Here is a 22143-nt window from a genome sequence, read left to right as displayed (position 1 = left end):
TGCTGCTGGGCGTCCTCGGTGCACTTACGGTTGGAGGGTGCATGAGGCTGAATGGACGTGCACCCAAACGATTGTCCCCCGCAGCGATAATTCACCATCGTTTAACAGCTTGGCATAGCAGTGCACAGTGCCGTATGCGGCGCTAATGAACCTGGCGGAGCTCGCGCGACGCTATGGTTATTCGTCCGCCATCCTTTTGGACGCGCTGTACGGCATGACCGCGCAAGTGGATGAGTGCCTTTCCCGGGCAAGGATGCAGAGGACCCGCTGCGATCCCGGGGCCGGTCAATCGAATGCAAAAGGCATCTGACTGTTTTATGTATACCTGCGTAGCAGGTCATCGAGAGAGCGAGATGAAAGGAAGCGGTATGTCGGTATGGCGGGGTTCCCTTTTCGCGCGCAACGTATTGCTGTTGATTGTACTGATGCTGACAAGTCAGATCCTGGTCTTTGCCGTCTATCTGAACTTTATCCAGAAGCCAAGAGTTGACGATGGCGCAGCGCTCGTGGCATCGCAGATCCGGATCCTGGACCGGCTGTTGTCAGTCCTGCCGGACGACGAGCGAAACCGGCAACTGCTCGAAATGAACGGAGCGCCCCAAGGCGAACTGCCGCCGCCACAGGCTCGCGACGGGTTGCCTCCCGACTACATGGCGCACCGCTTTTTCGGTCGACTGGCATCGGAACTCGCCCCGGACGAACAGCTTCGCTGGGAGCGCGACGGGCACCGGATCTGGGTGCGTCTCCATGTGCAGGACGTGCGGTACTGGGTGGCGCTGCGTGGAACGTCGGCCATGAGCAGTACGCTGCCTTGGGCGCTGATCGGCCTGTTGTTAAGTGCGGCCACCCTTCCTGCTCTTGGGGCCTATCTGATCCACCGGCCGGTCGAACAGGCGCTGCGCCGGCTGGCGCGCGCTGCCGGCACCATCGAGCGTGGCGTTTGGCCCGAAGCGGTTCCCGTGAGCGGCCCGCGCGAGCTGGCAACAGTAGCGGAGGCGTTCAACCGGATGGCGTCGACGCTCGAAGATCTCGAAGCGACGCGCGCCGAAATGCTTGCGGGCATATCGCATGATATCCGCACGCCGCTGACCAAGCTGCGCATGGCCATCTTCGCACCGGAGTCATTCGAGGCCCCGGCCGCCAGTGCGGAACGCTTTGTCGAGGAGATCGACACGATCGTCCAGCAGTTTATCGATTTCGCCCGTGGGTGGGATAGCGAACCGGCGACGCACGGCGATCTGAACGCGCTGATCGAACAGCTCGCCGCCGACTATGCAGGTCTCGGTCGCACGTTCGAACTGTCGCTCGCGGAATTGCCACCTATTGTGTTCCGACCGGTCGGCATGCAGCGCCTATTGATGAACCTGATGCAAAACGCGGTCGTGTACGGTCAGGTCGGGCTCGCAGTCCGGACTACCGTGGACGCGCGAAGTGTCACGATTGCGGTTGAGGATCGGGGGCCGGGCCTGCCTCAAGAGCTTCTGTCGTTAATAAAGCAACCATTCCGGCGCGGCTCAGAGGCGGATCGAAAGGGCGGGAGCGGCCTCGGCCTCGCGATAGCGGAGCACGTCGCACAGCAGCATGGCGGCACGCTCGATCTCTTCCAGAATGCGCCGTCCGGACTCAAGGCCGTGGTGCAAATTCCCATTCCTTAATGGGCGCTTGTCGGCGCGATGACTGCGCCGTCGTCGCGGTGTCGCACGGCCTTCGACTTAATGTGATGCTCGAGCACCGCCCAAAGGGGCTGGCAGGGCAGCGTGAGCATTTGATGAGATGGCCATTTTTCATGGTTGTGTGATGAAAAACCTTACAAGATACTTTGCGATACTTAGTATATTCATGGCCGGCGTCGTGGCCGTTGGGTGGTTCCACCAGGCTCACGGTCACCGTCAGACGGCTGTCGCACCAGATCCGATCCCCGTGAGCGCGGTTGCGGCTTCGGTTACCGATGTTCCTGTCTATATCGACTCGCTCGGCACCGTGACACCGACACGTACCGTCACGGTCATCACGCAGGTCAACGGGATACTGCGTTCCGTCGATTTCAGCGAGGGGCAGACGATCAGGAAAGGACAGGTGATTGCACGCATCGATTCGCGGGCGCTCGAAGCGCAGTTGCTGCAGGCACAGGGTACGCTGCGTCATGACCAGGCTGTACTCGCAAACGCGAAACTGGACCTGCAACGTTATCAGCAGCTGATCAAAGCGGGCTCGATTACGCAGCAGACGCTCGATACGCAAGTTGCTACCGTCCAGGAGGACGAAGGCACCGTGCTGGCGGACACGGGCAACGTGAACAATCTGCAGGTTCAGGTCGGCTATTGCACCATCGCATCTCCCGTAGATGGCGTCGTGGGCCTGCGCCTCGTCGACCCCGGCAACTACGTGAGCAGCACCAGCACGACCGGTATCGCGGTCGTTACGCAACTGCAGCCGGCGACCGTGACCTACTCGGTGCCGGAAGACGACCTGGGACGGATCCGGCGGGCGATGTCGCACGGGAAGGTTCAGGTGCTGGCCTATGACCGTGACGGCAAATCATTGCTCGCGAAGGGCTCGCTGCTTGCGGTCGACAACCTCGTCAATACGAGCGCCGGCACGATCAACGTCAAGGCCGTTTTCCCCGATTCCGGCAGCGGGCTGTTTCCGAACGAATTCGTGAATGTCAGGATGCAGGTCGACACGCTGCAGCGGATTCCGGTCGTGCCGACTACGGCAATCCAGCATGGCGCGAACGGCGATTTCGTTTTCGTGATCGGCGGCGCAGGCGCAGTGGCATTGCGCAACGTGAAGACCGGACCGGTAAAAGGCGACGACACGGCGATTCTCGATGGCGGGGTGAAGGAAGGAGAGCGGGTCGCGACCGACGGTGCAGACAGGCTCGATACCGGCTCGCTCGTGAAAGTCGTGGCGCACTGAGCGGAGCCGACGATGAACGCTTCACGAATCTTTATCGAGCGACCCATTGCGACCGCGCTGTTGATGATCGCGTTGTTTCTGGCCGGGGTGCTGGGATACATCCTGCTGCCTGTTTCGGCGCTACCGGAAATCGACTATCCGACGATCCAGGTCTACACGCAGTATCCCGGCGCAAGCCCGGATGTGGTCAGTTCGTCCATCACCTCGCCGCTCGAAAGACAGCTCGGCCAGATGTCGGGGCTGAAGGCGATGAACTCGACGAGTTCGAACGGCACATCGGTGATCACGTTGCAGTTCGATCTGTCGTTCTCGCTCGACGTCGCCGAGCAGGAAGTGCAGGCCGCGATCAATGCGTCGTCGAGCTTTCTGCCGGCTAATCTGCCGTATCCGCCTGTCTACAGCAAGGTCAACCCTGCCGACCCCCCGGTGCTCACGCTGTCGCTGACATCCGACGTGCTGCCGCTGACGAAGATCGAGGACCTGGCCGATACCCGGCTTGCGCAGAAGATCTCGCAGATTTCAGGCGTGGGCCTCGTCACGATCAGCGGCGGTCAGCGGCCGGCCGTGCGGGTGCAGACCGATACCGGCGCGCTCAACGCACTCGGCATGTCGATCGACGACGTGCGTACCGCGCTCGGCAGTGCCAACGTTGACCAGGCGAAGGGCAGTCTCGACGGAAAATACCAGTCGTATTCGATCGGCGCGAACGACCAGCTGCAATCGGCGGCGGACTATCGCGACCTGATCATCGCGTACCGGCAAGGCGCACCGGTTCGGCTGGCGCAGATCGCCAGGTCGATCGACAGCGCCGAGAATTTGCAACAGGCGGCGTGGACCAACAGCACGCCGTCTATCGTGCTGAACATCCAGCGGCAGCCGGGCGCCAACGTGATCGATGTGGTCGATAGCGTGCAGAAGCTGTTGCCGCAACTGCGGGCGAGCTTGCCCGCATCGGTGAAGGTCGCCGTGCTGACGGATCGCACGAAGACGATCCGCGCGTCGGTTGCCGACGTCGAAACGGAGCTGGCAATCGCCGTGGCGCTCGTCGTGATGGTGATCTTCGTATTCCTGCGCAATGTGCCCGCTACCGTGATTCCCGCTGTCACCGTGCCGCTTTCGCTCGTTGGCACGCTCGCGGTCGCGTACGGGCTCGGCTTTTCGCTGAATAACCTCACGTTGATGTCGCTGACTGTCGCGACAGGCTTTGTCGTCGACGACGCGATCGTAATGATCGAGAACATTACGCGCTACATCGAGGCTGGGGAAACGCCCCTGAGGGCCGCGATCAAGGGTGCGAAGGAGATCGGCTTTACGATCGTCTCGTTGTCCGTGTCGCTGATTGCGGTGATGATCCCGTTGCTGTTCATGGGCGACGTGGTCGGGCGCCTGTTCCGCGAGTTCGCGCTGACGCTGTCGGTCGCGATCGTCCTGTCGGCGTTGGTGTCGCTGACGCTTACGCCGATGATGTGCTCGCGCATGTTAAAAGCGCAGCCACACTCGCATCGGGTCGATTTTTTCGACCGGCTCAACAGCAGGTACATACGCGGTCTCGACTGGGTGTTGTCGCATCGGCGCCTGACGATCGCATCGGTGGTGTTGACGGCCACGCTGACGTTCGTCGTGCTGATGCTGATGCCGAAGGGCTTCTTTCCCGAGCAGGACACAGGTCTGATCGAAGGTGTCGTGCAGGCCGCGCCGACCATTTCGTTCCAGCGCATGATCGGCCAACAGCAGCAGGTCGTCGACCGGATCGCACGCGATCCGGCAGTCGCAAGTCTCTCGTCGTTCGTCGGCATCGACCAGACGAGACCGACGATCAATCAGGGCACCCTGTTGATCAATCTGAAGGACAAGGGCGAGCGAGCGCGCATCGACGAGGTGATTCGCCGACTGACCGATGACACCGCAGGCCTCGCGGGCGTGCGCCTGTTTCTGCATCCGGTGCAGGATCTGACGCTCGACGACACCGTCTCGACGACGAGCTACCGGCTCGGCGTGCAGTCGACCGATCCGGCGCTGCTCACTCGCTGGACTGGCGAGCTGGTTGGCGCGTTGCGCGGCGATCTGGCGTTTGCCGACGTGCAGAGCGAGGCGATGCAGTCAGGCAATCAGGTGCAACTCACGTTCGACCGCGATACCGCGTCGCGCCTTGGCATCACGCCGCAGGCGATCGACGATGTGCTGTACGACGCGTTTGGTCAGCGCCAGGTGTCGACGATCTACACGCAGCTGAACCAGTATCACGTGGTGCTGGTCGCGAGAAACAACGCCGACGACCTTGCGCATCTGCTTTCAGGACTCTATGTCGATACGTCGTCGGGCAGCCTCGCGCCGCTCGCGTCGATGGCGACGATGAAGGTGATGCCGGTGCCGTTGCGGATTGATCGCAAGGGCCAGTTCCCGTATGCGGACGTGTCGTTCAATCTCGCTCCCGGATACAGCCTCGGCACGGCGATCGCCCGTCTTGAGCGGGTCAAGGAGCAGATAGGGTTGCCGCAGTCCGTCCAGGTGTCGCTGGAAGGATCGGCCGCGACCTTTCAGTCGTCGCTGGCGAGCGAAGGGTACCTGGTCGCCGCTGCCGTGATCGTGGTCTATCTGATGCTCGGCATCCTGTACGAGAGCTTCATTCATCCCGTCACGATCCTGTCCACGCTCCCCTCGGCGGCGCTTGGCGCGCTGCTGGCGCTGCTGATGACCGGAACCCAGTTCGACATCATGGGCCTGATCGGAATCGTGCTGCTGATCGGCATCGTGATGAAAAACGCGATCATGATGATCGACTTCGCGCTGGACGGGCAGCGCAACCACGGCCTGTCCGCACACGCTGCGATCCGGCGTGCGGCTGAACAGCGCTTCCGTCCCATCCTGATGACGACGATGGCGTCGCTGTTCGGCGCACTGCCGCTCGCGTTCGGCTCCGGCATGGGCTCCGAGTTGAGGCATCCACTTGGCATCGCGATTATCGGCGGCCTGTGCGTCAGCCAGTTGCTGACCTTGTTCTCGACGCCGGTGATCTATCTGGCGATGCATCGTCTGGAAAGACGCTTTGCCGCGGACGAGCCGATCGTAACGGAGTATGTGCAATGAACCTGTCTGGCCCATTCGTCAGGCGGCCCATCGCGACGACGTTGCTGGCGGTCGCCCTTGCGTTGTTCGGTATCCTGGCATTCAGGCTGCTGCCGGTTGCGCCGCTGCCCGAAATCGACTTTCCTACGATCCTGGTGCAGGGGCAACTGCCCGGCGCCGATCCGACGACGGTGGCCACCTCGGTCACGACGCCGCTCGAGCGGCAGTTCGGCCACATTGCGGGCCTGGCCCAGATGACGTCGGTCAGCTCGCGCGGGCAAACGCAGATCACGTTGCAGTTCGACCTGAGCCGGAATATCGACGGCGCGGCACGCGACGTGCAGGCCGCGATCAACGCGGCGAAAACCAACCTGTCGCCCAACATGGACGGCAGCCCGACGTATCGCAAGGTCAATCCCGCGGATTCGCCCATCCTCGTGATCAGTCTGACCTCCGACACGGCCACGCCAGCCCAGCTTTACGACGCCGCGTCGACGGTGCTGCAACAGAAGCTGATGCAGACAACCGGCGTGGGCAACGTGGTGGTGGGCGGCGCCGCGCTGCCGGCGGTGCGGGTTGAACTGAATCCAGATCGGGTGAGCCACTACGGCATCAGTCTGGAGCAAATCCGCAGCACGATCGGGAATGCGAATGTCGATTTGCCCAAGGGATCGATGTCGGCGAGCGGGCAGAACTATTCGATCGGCGCGAACGACATGCTGTATTCGCCCGCCGACTACGGACGGCTGATCGTCAGGCAGAACAACGGCAACATCGTGCGTGTGTCGGACCTCGGCTATGTACGTCAGGATGTCGAGCAGCTTGAGAACTACGGCCTGTCGAACGGCAAGCCGGCCGTGTTGCTGGTCCTCTATAAGGAACCGGGCGCGAACGTGATCGACGCCGTCGACAACGTGAAGGCCGAACTCCCGGCGCTCGAAGCGGCGATCCCGTCGTCCATCAAGCTGGCGATTTCGGTGGACCGCACGAAGACGATCCGTGGCTCGCTGCTCGACGTCGAAATGACGCTGCTTGTATCCATCGTGCTCGTGACGGCCGTCACGTTCGCGTTCTTCCGCAGCTGGCGCGCGACGCTCATTCCGGCGATCGTCGTACCGCTGTCGCTGCTGGGTACGTTCGGGGTCATGTACGTCCTTGGCTACAGCTTGAACAACCTCTCGCTGATGGCCTTGACCATTTCGACCGGTTTCGTGGTCGACGATGCAATCGTCGTCGTCGAAAACATCATGCGGCATCTGGCGCGCGGCAAGAGGCCCATCGAGGCGGCACTCGCAGGGGCGCAGGAAGTGGGCTTCACGGTGTTTTCGATCAGCGTTTCGCTGATCGCGGTATTCGTCCCGCTGCTGTTCATGGGTGGCCTGATGGGCCGGCTGCTGCGTGAGTTCTCGGTGTCGCTTTCCGTTGCGATCGTGATGTCGATGCTGATTTCGCTCACGGTCACGCCGATGCTGACGAGCATTTTCCTGCGCGCAGGACCGCAAGCCGGGAACGGCGACGAGCATCACGAGAGCGGATTTTCTCGCCTGTACGGCACGTCGTTGCGCTGGGTCATCCGGCATCCGCTATTGATGGGTGGCGTGACGGTGCTGGTGTTCGTGCTGAACCTCTGGCTGTTCACCGTGGTTCCGAAAGGCTTCTTCCCGGAGGAAGACACGGGGCTGCTGCTTGGCACGCTGCAGGCGTCGCAAAGCATCTCCTGGCACGAGATGCAGCATCAGTTCCAGATGGTCAACAAGGCGGTGCAGGAGAATCCGAACGTCGCGTTCGTGGGTGGCTTCGTGGGGGGAGCGAACGCGCTCGACAACGCACTGCTGTTCGTCACGCTCAAGCCCCTGGGTGAGCGTCGCGCGACGGCCGATCAGGTGATCGCTCAGGTGCGCCGACGGCTTGCCGATATGCCGGGGACACAGCTCTATCTGCAGTCGTTGCAGGACCTCGCGGCCGGTGGCCGACAGAGCGCCGCGCAGTACCAGTACACCCTTACTGCGGACGACCAGGCGACACTCGATCAATGGGTGCCGAAGTTGGTCGCGCAGATGCATAAGATGCCGGCGCTGGCCGACATCAACACCGACCAGCAGGACAAGAGCATGCAGGTCGGCATCGACGTCGACCGCGACTGCGCCGCGCGAATGGGCGTGAGCTTCAAAGATATCGACGAGGCGCTTTATGACGCGTTCGGCGAACGGCAGGTCTCGGCCATCTACGGGAGCGCGAATCAATATCACGTCGTGATGGAGGTGGCACCCGAGTACTGGACAAGTCCTTCGGTACTGAAGGACATCCATGTTCCGGCGAGCCCGACGCTCGCCACGAGCGGCGCGTCGACGACCGCCGCCGGGGGGGCAACCGGCGCAAGCGCCGCTACGCCGTCGGCCGCGGCCCAGGCGAACGGTTCAGCGCTGGTGCCGCTCGCCGCGATGGCCCGGTTCTCGACCGGCCCCAGCGCCATTTCGATCAATCACCAGGCTACGTTCCCCGCCATTACCGTATCGTTCAATCTGCGCCCCGGTGCATCGATCGGACCCGTGACGCAGCAGATCAGTCAGGCCGTCGCTGCGCTCAGAATGCCGGCGAGTATCTCCGGCGCGTTCGCGGGCACGGCAGCAGCGTTTCGTGAGTCGATGGCGAGCGAGCCGCTGCTGATCCTCGCCGCGCTGTTGTCGGTGTACGTCGTGCTCGGCATGCTGTACGAGAATCTGGTTCATCCTTTGACGATTCTCTCGACGCTGCCTTCTGCGGGCGTCGGCGCTTTGATCGCGCTGCTGCTCACTCACACGGAGCTGTCGATCATCGCGTTGATCGGCGTGCTGATGCTGATCGGCATCGTGAAGAAGAACGCGATCATGATGATCGACTTCGCGATTGCCGAAGGGCGTCAGCATGCACTGCCGCCGGAGGAGGCGATCGTGCGCGCGGGCCTGATCCGCTTCCGTCCGATCATGATGACGACGGTCGCCGCAATTTTCGGCGCGCTGCCGCTCGTGCTGGGGTCAGGCTACGGATCCGAATTCCGCAAGCCGCTCGGTATCTCGATCATCGGCGGTCTGGTGTTCAGCCAGGTCATCACGCTCTATACCACCCCTGTCATCTATCTCTGGCTCGATCGGGCTTCGCAGCGGTTGCGGCGCCGAAGGAAACACGCATGACATCGCCCATCGGATACCTGTCGGCCGTGTCGGTCGGCATGCGCTGCTGCGTCTGTGCACTCGGCGCCACGCTTTGGCTTTCGGGCTGCGCGGTCGGCCCGGACTATCACCAGCCGGCCGTAGCGATTCCAACGCAGTTCAAGGAAGCGGGCACACAGTGGCGACTTGCGGCGCCCAATCCGCAGGCTTCGCTCTCAACCCGGTGGTGGGACGCGTACGACGATCCCGAGCTGTCCCGGCTCGTCGACGCAGCGCTGCAGTCGAATCAGTCGATTGCAGGCGCGGCGGCCGCCTATCGGCTCGCGCAGGCCACCGTCGCTGCAGACCGGGCGAGCTTGTTTCCGACGCTCGGTGTCGACGCGTCGGCCTCGCACAGCTCGAGCACGACGGCGGAATACGCGAAGGCCTACGCGAGTTGGGAAGTCGATCTGTGGGGCGGCGTGCGCCGGCAGATCGAGTCGGGCAAGGCGAACGCGCAGAGCGCGGATGCGACGCTTGCCGGCGAGCGCTTGTCGATTGCCGCGACGCTGGCGACCGACTATTTCGACATCCGCCAGCTTGATATCGACATCGACCTGTTGCGGCAGCAGGAGGCGGTCAACGGGCGGATTCTCGCGATCACGCGCGCAGCGCTGGCACAGGGGACCGCGTCGCAAGTCGATCTGCTGTATGCGCAGGACACGCAGGAGGCGGTTGTCGCGAACCTGCAAATTTCACAGACCTCGCGCGAGCAGGACGAGCACGCAATAGCGGCGCTCACGGGTGTGCCGCCGGCTTCGTTGTCGATTGCACCGCGGCTCGATTATGTGTTTCGCGAGCCCGAGGTGCCATCCGTGCTGCCGTCTGCGTTGCTGGAAAGACGGCCTGACGTGGTCAGCGCGGAACGCACCGCTGCTGCTGCGAACGCGCTTATTGGGGTAGAGAAGGCCGCATTCTTTCCCGACCTCGATCTACGGGCACAGGGTCTCGTGCAACACAACACCTTCGCGACGCTGTTCTCATTGCCGACCCGGATGTGGTCGCTCGGTCCCTCACTTGCCGCCACGCTGTTTGACGGTGGTGCCCGCGTGGCCGCCGTGCACAAGGCGCAGGCGACCTATGACGAAGACGTCGCATCTTACCGCGAAGCCGTGCTCACGGCGTTCCAGAACGTGGAAGACAGCCTGTCGTCGCTGAACCATCTGCGCCAGCAGGAGCACGCGTTTGCCGACATTTACCAGCGCAACCGGCAGTTGCTGGAGAGCGTCGCCGCGCAACTGACGGCCGGAACCGCGAGCGAGCAGTCCGATTTGACTCAGCAAGTGACGCTACTGACGGCCAGACAGAACCTGAACGACACGCAGGGGGCACTGGTGAAAAGCGGCGTTGGGCTGGTGAAAAACCTCGGCGGCGGCTGGATGTCGTCGAAGAGTTAGGCTCGATCCCATGATGGCGGGCGCGCCGTTGTGACGTCGTCCGCCGATCTGCGCGGTCCAGAGTCCGGTAGCGCCCACGACCGTTTTTCAAAGTCCGTGTCTCGAACTGCGTGCAAGGCCCTGTTATGTCCACTCGTGCGGTATCGCTTCCCCGCGACGTGGCTTGACATGACATGGAACACATTTCCAACAACATGTAGCGCAGAGGTTCTCTACATTGGCGGCTGTGTCATGCGGGGTTCGCCAGTGGGGCGAATCCATCACATGGAGAGTGTGCAGTGAAATTTAAAATTGTTCTCGTGTCTGCTGCCAGTGCGGCAATTTCTATGGCTGTTGGCAAGGCGCCTGCGGGGTCCCTGGCGATTGATATCAGCGTGGGCGTTGCGGTTCTCCGGGCAACCATCGATAGATGGGCTTGAACATGCATGACTATCGCTTTGTCGCCGCGGTTCTCAAGCGAGGCCGCACACGACGGTGGCTGGGCGCGCTCGCCGTCATCGCCACTGAGTGCCTGCCTTACTCACCAGCGTTGGCGCAGTCGTCGCCGGGCAATAGCGTGAACATCAACGTGACCGCATTGCCCAACTATGAAGGCAGCAAGTCCCATCGTGTGCTGCCGTTGCCCATGCTGTCGCTGTTGAACGGGGCAATCTTCGTGCAGGGGCTCACGGGCGGCGTCGCCTACCCGTTGGGGCCGAGTGTTGCGGTGGGCCCGCTGATCGGCGTTCAGCTGGGCCGCAACCAGGACTATGCGGCGGTGCTCAACGGCATCGGAGATATCGCAACGTCCTTCGACTTCGGTGCGTTCGCGCGCTGGCACTATTTGGATCGGTGGGCGCTGCTTACCACTTCTGAGCGCTTACTTCGCGCCGCATCATCTTGAGAGCACTATCAATGAACCAGAATCTGACATCGACTCGTATCGCGCCACTGCTTGTCAGCCTCGCTGTTGGGTTGGGCATGGCGGGGTGTGCGGTTACGCCGCCGAGTGCGCCTACCGTCATGGCGGTCCCAGCGAACGGCAAGACCCTCAACCAGTTCCAGCAGGACGACTATAGCTGCCGCACCTACGCGACGCAGGTCGTGAATCCGGCGGCGGTCTCGCATCAGGCGGCAACCTCCGGACTTGCTGCTACCGCCGTCGGCACAGCTGGAGGCGCTGCGGCCGGGGCTCTGATCGGCGCCGGGGCAGGCAACGCCGGTGCCGGCGCCGCAATCGGTGCGGGTGCCGGACTGCTGCTCGGCAGCATGACGGGCTCGGCGCAGCACAATCAGACCGAAGCGTCGTTGCAGCAGCAATACGACAACGCGTACGCGCAATGCATCACGGCAAAGGGAGATACGATCGAAACACCTCGTCCGGCAGCGATCGTCGTGCCTGTACGCCCCGTGCCGCCCCGCGCCGTAATCTATGGCGCCCCCCCACCTTACTACTACGCACCGTACTGATTTCGCTCATATGGTCGTGGCATGGCTTGACCTGGAATTCTGCCGGCTGGAAATCTTCGGTGGAGCTTTGTCCCCTGGCTATTCCGTGCACGCCATTCATTTCTTAACGGAGTCTTTGATGAAACGTTTATTCATTATTCTGGCTGCAACGTTCGCCGTGTCGTCCGCGTTCGCGCAGAGCAGCATGCAGCAGATGTTGGAAGCGCGCTTTACTGCCGCGAATGCAACTCATGACGGCAAGCTCACGAAAGAACAGGCGGAGGCAGGTATGCCGCGCGTCGCAGCCCATTTCGATGAGATCGATACTACGCATCAAGGGTACGTGACGCTTGAGCAGATCGAGCAGTTCGCTGCGCAGCATCGGCAGTAAGCGCTTGCAAGGCAAGCTTCAATACCCTCGGGTGGTTTAACCGTGTATTGAATATGTCCCATCGGGTCGCCTCATCACGTCGAAAGATGGGGCTGCTGCGCGCTCCGGAGCGGCTGTGTAGTCGTTCCGGTGGGTCGTCCAATAATGGCCCGGCCACTGGTTGTAGTCCCTCGACCGCCACTGATCGTCGCTCCCGCGTACTATTGACCTGAGTCTATTCGTGTCCGCCCCGGGGGCGGGCGGGATGCATAGCGGCCGCTTTGCATCCTGTCCGAAGCTCGCCGCAGGGACGATGCGCAACTGCGTCCAGTTCACGGATAGCGACCAGGATATAACGGCCGCTCAAAAATCGTCTATCTGAGTGAGTCAGTGAGCCGGCGCTCGACTTATCTTCGATTACCCTTGCCATGGCGTTCGCGGTGGTCACCACTTGGCCGCTGCTACCGTATAGTAGTTTGGCGACTGGTCGCGCTCGAAGCAATAAGCGCATATTCCGCGAAAGGCGCAACAGCAGCATGAGGGCAACCAGAGACCTCAGTTATGCGAATGGTGAGTCGATGTGCCGGCAGCATGCTCTTCGAGGTCCGGCACGAAGATGTATCCGCACCCGCGAACGGTCTGGATGAATCGTGGTGTCGACGGGTCAGTTTCCACGATGCGGCGCAGACGATAGACCTGAACGTCGATGCCGCGATCGGCGGACTCGGATTCCGCGCCATGAAGTGACTTGAGCAGACGCCGGCGGGTGAGTGTGCACATGGGAGAATTAACGAAAATCTGCAGCAGCGCAAACTCACTGGCAGATAAGGTAAGAGACGTCTCTCCGCTATTCAGAGTGCGCGACTGAAAGTCCAGCGTGAACGCGCCGAATGTGTAAGGTTGCCGTCGTTGGGGAATGCCCGCATCGGGGACGGCGCGCTGGCGCCGCAGCACTGACTGAATCCGTGCTACCAGCTCACGCGGGTTAAACGGTTTGCGGAGATAGTCATCGGCACCCAATTCAAGGCCAGCGATGCGGTCCTCTTCGTTGGCGCGGGCGGTGAGCATCAAGACTGGAATGTCGTCGCCTGATGCGCGCAACCTACGTAGTGCCGTCAAGCCGTCGACGCCCGGCATCATAAGATCGAGCACTATCAGGTCCGGGCGTTCGTGTTTGAGCCGGTGTTCGAGCGAACGCGCGTCATGTAGCACTGACACGTCGAAACCCCACCTTACCAGGTAGCGGCGAGTCGCATCACACAATTCGGCGTCGTCGTCGATTAGAAGAATCTGAGCTGACATAGGAAGAGAATAACGCTCACAAACGAGTGATGACCGGGGCCGCGACTAACCGCAATGCGAGCGCATCGCAGAAGCTGCAGCACACGATCGATCGAAGAAATGTAGGCGAATTTCATAACGCCAGGTGTTAGCAAATCATGTCAGGAAATGTCATCGACGGGGCCTGTTTTTCTGTCCGCAAACGCACGGGTGCGCTCGCTTTCTCGCTGACCACGAGCGACCGCTGTAATATGAGCAGTCAGGATGGCATGCCCGGTACATAGGGTGGCGCCGGGCGGTCGTGGGCTTTCGCCAGTCAGTGTTGTGGCCAGCACAATCGATGACATCTTTTGACATACCTCTCCAACACATCCAGTGCGGAAATCCTTGTATATTCCGTTCGTCGAACCATACGGAACTGCATGCCGCACTGGTACTGTCTGAGGTGCAACGTATCGCCGCAGACATCAAGCGGATTGGTAAGCAGTGCAGGCGCAACTGCAGGCCGGCAGGCCGCCCGGCGCAGCCCGCTTCGACGAGATTGTCGCCGCCCACCGAGGCACGTGACGGCTGTAGCAAAGCCAAGCGGTTCGCCGCGTAGCATCGGAAACAGGAACTAAAAGACAGGCGTTATTAGAGGTGTCTGCTTAATCACATGTCAGATGATCTGCCAACCGGTCGCATCATCGTGCTTGACGATGATGTTGAAATCCGCAATATGCTGCAACGCTTTCTGACGGCACAAGGTTTCTCGGTGCGCGCGGTGAAGACAGGCATTGAGTTGGACGTTTTGATCGAGCGCTACCCGTTCGACCTGTTGATTCTCGATATCATGATGCCAGGCGAAGACGGCCTGTCCATCTGCCGTCGGTTGCGTGCTCGGAGAGAGACAATCCCCATCCTCATGCTAACAGCGCGTGGCGATCCCGCGGACAAGGTCGTAGGTTTGGAGATTGGCGCCGACGACTATCTCGCGAAACCGTTTCTGCCGAGCGAGCTGATAGCGCGGGTTCGGGCGATGTTACGTCGGCAGCAGTTTCAGGTGCGCCTGCAAAACGTGCGGGGCGAGATGCTGCTCGCAGGCGAGTCGCAATGCTTGCGGTTCGGCGCCTTCAGGCTGGACGTTCGGCGTAGAGAATTGATGTCGGACGAAGCGGGCATCGTCGAACTCGGCGCAGCTGAAATGCGTCTCCTGTGTGCGCTTGCGGAGACGCCAAACCGTCCCGTAAGCCGCGCAAATCTGATAGAGCGCGCGCGTGGGTCTCAATATGAGGCGAGTGCCCGCAGCGTTGACGTGCAAGTACTTCGCTTACGACAGGTGATTGAGACAGAGGCAAGCTCGCCCCGACATATCCGCACGGTGTGGGGCCTCGGCTACATGCTCGTTGCAACCTCAAACTAAAGCGTCACCTGTTGGACGCTCGAAAGTGACATTCAAGCCGCTTCCTCTGCTTTCCGTGTACACCGCGCGCAACGCCGTGGCTACAGCGTTCATCGGGTCTCTTGCGCTGCAACTCCCGCAACTCGTGTGGCTCCCGACGAAGCGTCGAGCGTGCCGCGGCTGCTCGGGTAAAACAACAAGGCAGGGTAGTTTCCGTCATCGCTTGCGCGACCGTTCAGCTATGTCAGGCCCTGTCCAGCGCCTTGATCGCAAGCGCAGCGCCAGCCGCGCGCGTTTCGACGTGCAGCTTACGGAACAGATGTTCGAGGTGCTTGTTCACCGTGCGCGGCGCCATGCCGAGAATGTCGCCGATATCGCGATTCGTCTTGCCGCGAGAGACCCAGAGCAGCACTTCGGCCTCGCGCGCCGTCAAATTGAAGCGCGCCGCGAGTGCGCTGCTGTGCACAGTGTCATCGGTCTCCTTGAGGGTGAGGATCCACTCTCCAGGATCGGGAGCGGAGGTTGCGCTCGCAGAACGCCGCACGTGTCCCGCGGTGAATTCGAGGACGGCGCCGGCCGGACTCCCGCGCCCGAGCCAGTCCGCAAACCAGTCGCGCAACAGCGGCGGCAACATGGGGTGCGCAACCGCTTGCACGAGGTCATCGGCGTGGCTGGCCCGGTAGGCAGAAATTTGCCGTGCCGCTTGCGGACTCTGCCAGCGGATCGCGCCATCGGCGCCGACGATCAGCGCCGCCCGCGCATCGAGCGACAGTGCCGCGTGCGCATAGAGTTGCGCACGTGAGCGCTGCACGTGTGCGCCAATGCGCGCGCAAACCTCCTCGGGACGCACGGGTTTCGTCACATAGTCGATGCCGCCGACGCGAAACGCGCGCACCACATGCTCGCTTTCCGTCAATGCCGTCATGAAGATCACGGGCAGATGTTCGTGGCGAACGTCCTGCTTCAGGTGGCTGCAGGTCTCGAAGCCATCCATGCCAGGCATCATCGCGTCGAGCAACACGACGTCGGGCGTCACGCGTGCGAGGCGCTTGAGCGCATCTTCGCCCGAAAGCGCGACCAGCACCGCGTAACCATGTGCCTGAAGCGTATCGGAGAGAAATGCGAGGTTGTCCGGCGTGTCGTCGACAATCAACACGACGGGACGCTCGCGCAGCCACTCGGGCGACGCATCGGTGGAGTTCATCGCGCGCGCCTCAGACGTCCGCGGCGCGAGACAGTCGGTCGAGTTCATGCTCAAGCTCCCTTAGCTGAAAGCGTTCCGCCAAAGCGCGCAACACGTCGATCTGCTCCTGTAGCGCGGGCCAGGTCGCGCGCGCCGAGTCGAGTTGTTCGATCACGCCTTGCAGGTAGCCGACTTCGAGGTGTGCGCGCAGCCGCTCGAGCACCGCTTTCGGCCACGCGAGGTCCAGTGACGCGTGCCTGACGGGCGGCGTGGCTTGCGCGGACGTGGACGGCTCGGATGCGATCCAGTCGAGCACGAGTAACTGCGCGAGCTTGTCGAGCAACAAATTGATCTGGAGCGGCTTCACGAGATATCCGGCGCATCCGGTCGCGCTCGCGCGTTCCCGATCGTCGGCAAATGCATTAGCCGAAAGCAGCACGATCGGGGCGTTCGACAACTGGTTTTCGCGGATCAGCCGGCTGGCTTCGTAGCCGTCCATCAGCGGCATTGAGATGTCCATGATGATCACGTCGACGCTGTGTGTCGCCAGCCAGCGCAACGCGTCGGGGCCGCTCTCCGCCTCGGCGACGTCGAAGCCGAGCGGCGTCAGCAGTTGCACGACGATGCCGCGCTGATCCGCGAGATCGTCGACGACGAGAATCGCGCGCTTCGGCCCGGTATAGCCGCGGATCGCCGCGAGTTCAGTGCGCGCGTCGGCTGCGCTGTTCACTGCTGGCGCGAACAGTCGCACGATGAAGCGCGTGCCGCGCCCGACCTCGCTGTCCACTTCCAGACTGCCACCGAGTGCCTGCGTGAGAAGCCGGCAGATCGTGAGCCCCAGTCCCGCGCCGTGATCGTGCGCATGCGCCGCTTCGCCTCGCTCGAACGGCAGGAACAGGCGCTCCATCTCGGCCGGAGGAATTCCGGGGCCGGTGTCGACTACTTCGAACTTCAACGTGTCGAGCACGTGACTCACACGCAGCGTCACAGTACCCGTGGACGTGAAGCGAATCGCGTTGCCGATCAGGTTGGTCAAAATCTGACCCATGCATTTCTGGTCGGTACGCACGGTGGCGGGCAGGCGGCCTACGGTCTGCACGTCGAAAGCGAGCGCTTTCTCGAGCGCCTGCGGGCGCAGCATTGAGGTGACGTGCGCGACGAAATCCGCCAGTGACACGCGTGCGATGTTCAGTTCCAGCTTGCCCGCCTCGATACGCGCGACGTCGAGCAGCCCATCGACGAGCGCAAGCAGATGTTCGCCGCTGCGGTGAATCGTTCGCACGGCGCTGTAGCGCGTCGGCGAAAACTCCTCTTTCGCCTGCAAAAGCAACTGTGCATAGCCGAGAATGCTGTTCAGCGGTGTGCGCAACTCGTGGCTCAAACCGGACACGTAGCGGCTTTTCGCCTGATTCGCCGATTCGGCGGCGGCCGTCGCGCGCTTGAGCGCGGCGTCGGTTTTCTGGTGCGCGTCGATTTCCTGCATCAGCAATTCGTTTTGCCGTTGCGATTCTTCCTGCGTGACGCGGCGGCTTTCGCGCTCCAGCACGAACCACCACGCCGCTATGCAGCCGACGAGAGAAAGCGCGAAGAATATCTTCAGAAAACTGTGGCCGATCGCGCTGTCGATCGACGATCCGTCGACGGCGAGCGAGGTCACACTCTGTGACCAGATCAGATAGAGCACGCTCGCGAGCACCGCGAGTATCGCGCACATGAGGCTGGCATAGTGCATGAGACGCAGCGCGGCTGGGCCGAGCCGCACGCGGGGAAAAACGCGATGTAGCGCGCGATCGGCCTGCGACGCGAAGCGTGCGTGCGGCTTGCAGCGATCGTGGCAGCGCGAATCGAGCGAACAGCACAGCGAGCAGATCGTGCCGCCGTAGGCAGGGCAGAAGGCTGTGTCTTCCGGTTCGAACGCGTTCTCGCAGATCGCGCAGCGAAGCGAAGTGGCGTTGCCCGTGGGCTGGGCGGCGCGCGCGATGTAGTAGCGTCCGCGCGTGACGATCGCGAGCACCGGAGCACAGGCGACTGCCACGCCGAACGCGATGAACGACGACATGGCTTGTGCCAGCAAGCCGAACATGCCGCTCTGCGCGAGCATCGCGGCGGCGGCGGCGATCAGCATCGCGCCTACGCCGACGGGATTCACGTCGTACAGGTGTGCGCGTTTGAATTCGATATGACGCGGGCTAAGCCCAAGCGGCTTGTTGATGACGAGATCGGCGAACAGTGCGCCGATCCACGCGATCGCGATGTTTGCGTAGAGCGACAGCACCCTGGCGATCGCCTCGAATACACCCATTTCCACGAGCAGCAGCGCGATCATCACATTGAACACGAGCCACACCACCCGCCCCGGATGGCTATGCGTCAGACGGGCAAAAAAATTCGACCACGCGAGCGAGCCCGCGTACGCATTCGTCACGTTGATCTTCAACTGCGAAACGATCACGAACAGCGTCATCGCGGGCAGCGCCCAGCTCGCGAGCCCAAACGGATCGAGCAGCAAATGATAGGCGACGAGGTACATCTGGGTGGGCTGCGTGGCCTGCGCCGGACTGACTTCATACTGGATCGCGACGAAGGCGAGGAATGCGCCGCCGAGCATCTTGAGGGCGCCGGGCACGATCCAGCCGGGTCCCGCCGACAGCAGCGCGAGCCACCAGCGCGTGTGGTTCTTTGCAGTCAGCGGCGGCAGGAAGCGCAAGTAATCCACCTGCTCGCCGACCTGCACGATCAATGCAAACACCACGGTCGAGGCCTGCCCGAACGCGATCACGCTGAACGCGCGGCCTTGCGCAGCGAAGCCGGCAAAGGTCGTCCATTCGTGCAGCAGACCCGGATGGTGCCACAGCACAGCCGCATAGGGCAGCGCGAACAGTACCAGCCACAGCGGCTGAGTCCAGCTTTGCAGCCGATTGATCAGCGTGATGCCGAACATCACGATCGGAATCACGACGAGCGAGCTCAGTACATAGGCGATCGCCAGCGAGATATGAAAATAGAGTTGCAACGCGAGCGACATGATGGCCGCTTCGAGGGCGAAGAAAATAAACGTGAAGACGGCATAGAGCAGCGACGTGAGCGTCGAGCCGATATAGCCGAAGCCCGCGCCGCGCGTAAGCAGATCCATGTCGACGCCATGGCGCGCGGCGTAAAAGCTGATCGGCAGACTGGTGAGCCAGATGAGCACCGATACGACCGCGATCGCCCAGACCGCGTTCGTAAAGCCATGGTTGACGACGAGACTGCCGCCGATCGCTTCGAGCACCAGAAAAGACACGGCGCCGATTGCCGTGTTGGCGACGCGCAGTTCCGACCAGCGTCGAAACGAACGCGGCGTGAAGCGCAACGCGTAATCCTCAAGCGTTTCGTCGCCGACCCACGCATTGTAGTCGCGCCGCACCTTGACGATGCGTTGGGTACTGGGCGTGCCCACTGACGGGTGACTCTGGGGCATGGAGATGATCTGGATTGGTGCGGAAACGATCGGATCGGTGTCTGATGCAAATTACATTCCAGTGCGACTGCGGGGAATACGTCAATCGACGTATTCCGGTTGCCAATTTGGCTTTCTACATTGCGTCCAACCTCGAACCAGCTCTCGCAAGAAGCGCAGGGCGACCGATAAGGAGAATGTGATGTCCGCAGACGATCGAATCGATGATGATGCTCGCACACCGTCGCCGTTGCGCCGGAAACTGATCGGCGGCCTCGCCGCCGCGCCGTTGATGGCGCTGGGGCTGCCACGTACTTCATTTGCTCAAACGCCGCCCACCGCCAAGGTAAACACCACCGGACTCGCGGTGACCGATACCACGGTGACAGTCGGCCAGTTGCATTCGGCGACCGGCACGATGGCGATCTCCGAAACCGGTTCGATCCAGGCCGAACGCCTCGCGATCGAGCAGATCAACGCAATGGGCGGCGTGCTCGGGCGCAAGATCCAGATCATTCAGGAAGATGGTGCCTCCGACTGGCCGACCTTCGCGGAGAAGTCGAAGAAGCTGCTCGAGAACGACCACGTCGCCGCTGTGTTCGGCTGTTGGACCTCGGCCTCGCGCAAGGCAGTGCTGCCGGTGTTCGAGAAGGACAACGGGCTGCTCTATTACCCGACCTTCTACGAAGGCCTCGAACAATCGAAGAACGTGTTCTACACGGGCCAGGAAGCGACCCAGCAGATTCTCTGGGCGCTCGACTGGGCGTCGAACACGAAGAAGGCCAAGACGTTTTTCCTGATTGGTTCCGACTATATCTGGCCGCGTACGTCGAACAAGATCGCGCGCCGTCATATCGAGCAGCATCTGCACGCGAAGGTCGTCGGCGAGGAGTATTACCCGCTCGGCACGACCGAGTTTGCGTCGCTGATGAACAAGATCAAGCTCGCGCGGCCGGACTGCATTTTCGCGAGCGTGGTGGGCGGCTCGAACGTTGCGTTCTACAAGCAGCTCAAGGCGGCCGGTATCACTCCGCAGAAGCAGTTCCTGCTGACGCTGTCGGTAACCGAGGACGAAGTGCTCGGCATCGGCGGCGACAACTTCGCGGGCTTCTATTCGTCGATGAAATACTTCGAGGCACTCGATAACGAGAACAACAAGAAGTTCGTCGCTGCGTTCAAGGCGCGCTACGGCCAGAAGTCCGTGATCGGCGACGTGACCCAGGCCGCCTATCTCGGCCCATGGATCTGGAAGGCCGCCTGCGAACGCGCGGGCAGCTTCGACGTGGACAAGGTGGTGGCGTCGTCGGCGGGCATCGACGTGGCCAATGCGCCGCAGGGCTATGCGAAGGTCGATGCGAATCACCACCTGTGGAGCCGCTCGCTGATCGGCCAGGGCCAGGCAGACGGCCAATTCAAGGTCGTCGCGCAGTCCGACCAGCCGATCCAGCCGAATCCGTTCCCGAAGGGCTACATGTAATCCGTCAACCGCAGCTGCGCGGCGACGCAACGCGCCGCCGCGCGAGGAGCGCTCGATGTCCGCCACCGACATTTTCAACATCACGCTGATGCAGGGCTTCGCCGGTCTGAGCCTGTTCAGCGTTCTGCTCCTGATGGGGCTTGGGCTCGCCGTGATCTTCGGCCAGATGGGCGTGATCAACATGGCGCACGGTGAATTCATGACGATCGGCGCTTATACCGTCTACATGTTTTCGTGGTTCTCGCAGAACGTCTGGCACGCGTTCACGCCGGTGTACTTTTTCTTCGCGATCGTCGCGGCGTTCGGCCTCGCGTTCGCGGCGGGCTGGCTCGCCGAATGGGCATTGATCCGCCATCTATACCGCCGTCCGCTCGACACGCTGCTCGCTACCTGGGGTCTGAGTCTCGGCATGCAGCAAGTGTTTCGCTCGACGTTCGGGCCGAAGGAAGTGAGTCCTGCGCTGCCCGACTGGCTGATGGGCTCCTGGGAGCCAGCGCCAGGCCTGGATATTCCAGTCAGCGGCATGTTCGTGATGGGACTCGCGCTGGTCATGACAGGTGGACTGCTGCTCGCGCTCTACCGCTCGCGCTGGGGCCTGCGCGTGCGTGCCACGGTTGCCAACCGGCCCATGGCCAACGCTGCTGGCATCAACACGCGGCGCACTGACCGGATGACCTTCGCGATCGGCTGCGGTATTGCGGGGGTGGCGGGCGCGGCGTTCACGGCGATCGGCTCGACCGGACCCACCAGCGGTTCTCTCTATATCGTCGATTCGTTTCTTGTCGTCACCTTTGGCGGCGCGGCGAGCCTGCTCGGCACCGTGGCCTCGGCGTTCGGCATCGCGCAGATGCAGTCGATCAGCGAGTTTTTCCTGTCGGGTTCGATTGCACGTGTTCTTACGCTGCTGACGGTCGTCGTGATCCTGATGCTGCGTCCGCAGGGACTCTTTGCGTCGAAGGTGCGGCGCGTGTGAGTGCGGGGCGCCGTGCACGGCTCATTCACTGATTAATTCGT

14 protein-coding genes are annotated in these 22143 nt (G+C 62.1%); 11 read left to right on the top strand and 3 right to left on the bottom strand.

Going from position 1 to position 22143, the window contains the following annotated elements:
* Window positions 1-353: 353 nt before the first annotated feature.
* From OKW39_RS04725 to OKW39_RS04690, 8 genes are all read left to right on the top strand, one after another.
* Window positions 354-1655 carry an ATP-binding protein gene (locus OKW39_RS04725; protein ID WP_244144873.1) on the top strand — a complete coding sequence of 434 codons (1302 nt, stop codon included), beginning with the start codon at window positions 354-356 and terminating at the stop codon, window positions 1653-1655.
* A gap of 265 nt (window positions 1656-1920) precedes the next feature.
* A complete protein-coding gene (locus OKW39_RS04720) occupies window positions 1921-2919 on the top strand; it encodes an efflux RND transporter periplasmic adaptor subunit (protein ID WP_429562178.1) in 999 nt (332 codons plus the stop codon).
* 12 nt (window positions 2920-2931) lie between these two features.
* A complete protein-coding gene (locus tag OKW39_RS04715) occupies window positions 2932-6006 on the top strand; it encodes an efflux RND transporter permease subunit (protein WP_429562177.1) in 3075 nt (1024 codons plus the stop codon).
* Window positions 6003-9155 (top strand): efflux RND transporter permease subunit, encoded by a 3153-nt coding sequence (locus OKW39_RS04710; RefSeq protein ID WP_429562176.1) that lies wholly within the window; start codon window positions 6003-6005, stop codon window positions 9153-9155. The genes OKW39_RS04715 and OKW39_RS04710 overlap by 4 nt, the downstream gene beginning before the upstream one ends.
* Window positions 9152-10570, top strand: a complete 1419-nt coding sequence (locus OKW39_RS04705; RefSeq protein ID WP_429562175.1) for an efflux transporter outer membrane subunit — start codon at window positions 9152-9154, stop codon at window positions 10568-10570. The genes OKW39_RS04710 and OKW39_RS04705 overlap by 4 nt, the downstream gene beginning before the upstream one ends.
* A gap of 421 nt (window positions 10571-10991) precedes the next feature.
* Window positions 10992-11453 carry a MipA/OmpV family protein gene (locus OKW39_RS04700; RefSeq protein WP_429563452.1) on the top strand — a complete coding sequence of 154 codons (462 nt, stop codon included), beginning with the start codon at window positions 10992-10994 and terminating at the stop codon, window positions 11451-11453.
* 119 nt (window positions 11454-11572) lie between these two features.
* Window positions 11573-12019 carry a glycine zipper domain-containing protein gene (locus tag OKW39_RS04695; RefSeq protein WP_090804059.1) on the top strand — a complete coding sequence of 149 codons (447 nt, stop codon included), beginning with the start codon at window positions 11573-11575 and terminating at the stop codon, window positions 12017-12019.
* A 10-nt stretch (window positions 12020-12029) separates the two neighbouring features.
* Window positions 12030-12389, top strand: coding sequence for a hypothetical protein (locus tag OKW39_RS04690; RefSeq protein WP_429562174.1), 360 nt, complete (start codon window positions 12030-12032; stop codon window positions 12387-12389).
* 534 nt (window positions 12390-12923) lie between these two features.
* On the opposite strand, the gene OKW39_RS04685 is transcribed toward OKW39_RS04690, so the two are convergent.
* Entirely contained in the window at window positions 12924-13670 is a 747-nt protein-coding gene (locus OKW39_RS04685) for a response regulator (RefSeq protein WP_429336223.1), read from the bottom strand.
* 634 nt (window positions 13671-14304) lie between these two features.
* Between OKW39_RS04685 and OKW39_RS04680 the strand changes: the two genes are divergently transcribed.
* On the top strand, window positions 14305-15051 hold the full coding sequence (locus OKW39_RS04680) for a response regulator (RefSeq protein WP_429336224.1): 747 nt from the start codon (window positions 14305-14307) through the stop codon (window positions 15049-15051).
* 223 nt (window positions 15052-15274) lie between these two features.
* Here OKW39_RS04680 and OKW39_RS04675 read toward each other — a convergent pair whose 3' ends face one another.
* Together OKW39_RS04675 and OKW39_RS04670 are read right to left on the bottom strand one after the other, a co-directional pair.
* A complete protein-coding gene (locus OKW39_RS04675; protein ID WP_429336631.1) occupies window positions 15275-16234 on the bottom strand; it encodes a response regulator in 960 nt (319 codons plus the stop codon).
* 10 nt (window positions 16235-16244) lie between these two features.
* Window positions 16245-19673 carry a hybrid sensor histidine kinase/response regulator gene (locus tag OKW39_RS04670; protein ID WP_429562173.1) on the bottom strand — a complete coding sequence of 1143 codons (3429 nt, stop codon included), beginning with the start codon at window positions 19671-19673 and terminating at the stop codon, window positions 16245-16247.
* A gap of 181 nt (window positions 19674-19854) precedes the next feature.
* Here OKW39_RS04670 and urtA point away from each other — a divergent pair, with 181 nt between their 5' ends.
* Both urtA and urtB read left to right on the top strand, forming a co-directional pair.
* Window positions 19855-21129, top strand: a complete 1275-nt coding sequence (gene urtA, locus OKW39_RS04665; protein WP_090804068.1) for an urea ABC transporter substrate-binding protein — start codon at window positions 19855-19857, stop codon at window positions 21127-21129.
* 55 nt (window positions 21130-21184) lie between these two features.
* A complete protein-coding gene (gene urtB / locus OKW39_RS04660; protein ID WP_090804070.1) occupies window positions 21185-22102 on the top strand; it encodes an urea ABC transporter permease subunit UrtB in 918 nt (305 codons plus the stop codon).
* Window positions 22103-22143: the final 41 nt, after the last annotated feature.

The sequence above is a fragment of the Paraburkholderia sp. MM6662-R1 genome, assembly GCF_050436245.1.
Taxonomy (GTDB): domain Bacteria; phylum Pseudomonadota; class Gammaproteobacteria; order Burkholderiales; family Burkholderiaceae; genus Paraburkholderia; species Paraburkholderia tuberum.
Note: the sequence above shows the minus strand (reverse complement) of the source record. Positions and strands in the feature narration are given on the sequence as shown.

What these genes read in the sequence shown, in the direction of transcription:
- urtA (WP_090804068.1), top strand. Translation starts at nt 19,855, where the DNA reads ATGTCCGCAGACGATCGAATCGATGATGATGCTCGCACACCGTCGCCG.
- OKW39_RS04685 (WP_429336223.1), bottom strand. Translation starts at nt 13,670, where the DNA reads ATGTCAGCTCAGATTCTTCTAATCGACGACGACGCCGAATTGTGTGAT.
- OKW39_RS04690 (WP_429562174.1), top strand. Translation starts at nt 12,030, where the DNA reads ATGGTCGTGGCATGGCTTGACCTGGAATTCTGCCGGCTGGAAATCTTC.
- OKW39_RS04725 (WP_244144873.1), top strand. Translation starts at nt 354, where the DNA reads ATGAAAGGAAGCGGTATGTCGGTATGGCGGGGTTCCCTTTTCGCGCGC.
- OKW39_RS04675 (WP_429336631.1), bottom strand. Translation starts at nt 16,234, where the DNA reads ATGAACTCCACCGATGCGTCGCCCGAGTGGCTGCGCGAGCGTCCCGTC.
- OKW39_RS04670 (WP_429562173.1), bottom strand. Translation starts at nt 19,673, where the DNA reads ATGCCCCAGAGTCACCCGTCAGTGGGCACGCCCAGTACCCAACGCATC.
- OKW39_RS04705 (WP_429562175.1), top strand. Translation starts at nt 9,152, where the DNA reads ATGACATCGCCCATCGGATACCTGTCGGCCGTGTCGGTCGGCATGCGC.
- OKW39_RS04680 (WP_429336224.1), top strand. Translation starts at nt 14,305, where the DNA reads ATGTCAGATGATCTGCCAACCGGTCGCATCATCGTGCTTGACGATGAT.
- OKW39_RS04715 (WP_429562177.1), top strand. Translation starts at nt 2,932, where the DNA reads ATGAACGCTTCACGAATCTTTATCGAGCGACCCATTGCGACCGCGCTG.
- OKW39_RS04700 (WP_429563452.1), top strand. Translation starts at nt 10,992, where the DNA reads ATGCATGACTATCGCTTTGTCGCCGCGGTTCTCAAGCGAGGCCGCACA.
- OKW39_RS04710 (WP_429562176.1), top strand. Translation starts at nt 6,003, where the DNA reads ATGAACCTGTCTGGCCCATTCGTCAGGCGGCCCATCGCGACGACGTTG.
- OKW39_RS04695 (WP_090804059.1), top strand. Translation starts at nt 11,573, where the DNA reads ATGGCGGTCCCAGCGAACGGCAAGACCCTCAACCAGTTCCAGCAGGAC.
- urtB (WP_090804070.1), top strand. Translation starts at nt 21,185, where the DNA reads ATGTCCGCCACCGACATTTTCAACATCACGCTGATGCAGGGCTTCGCC.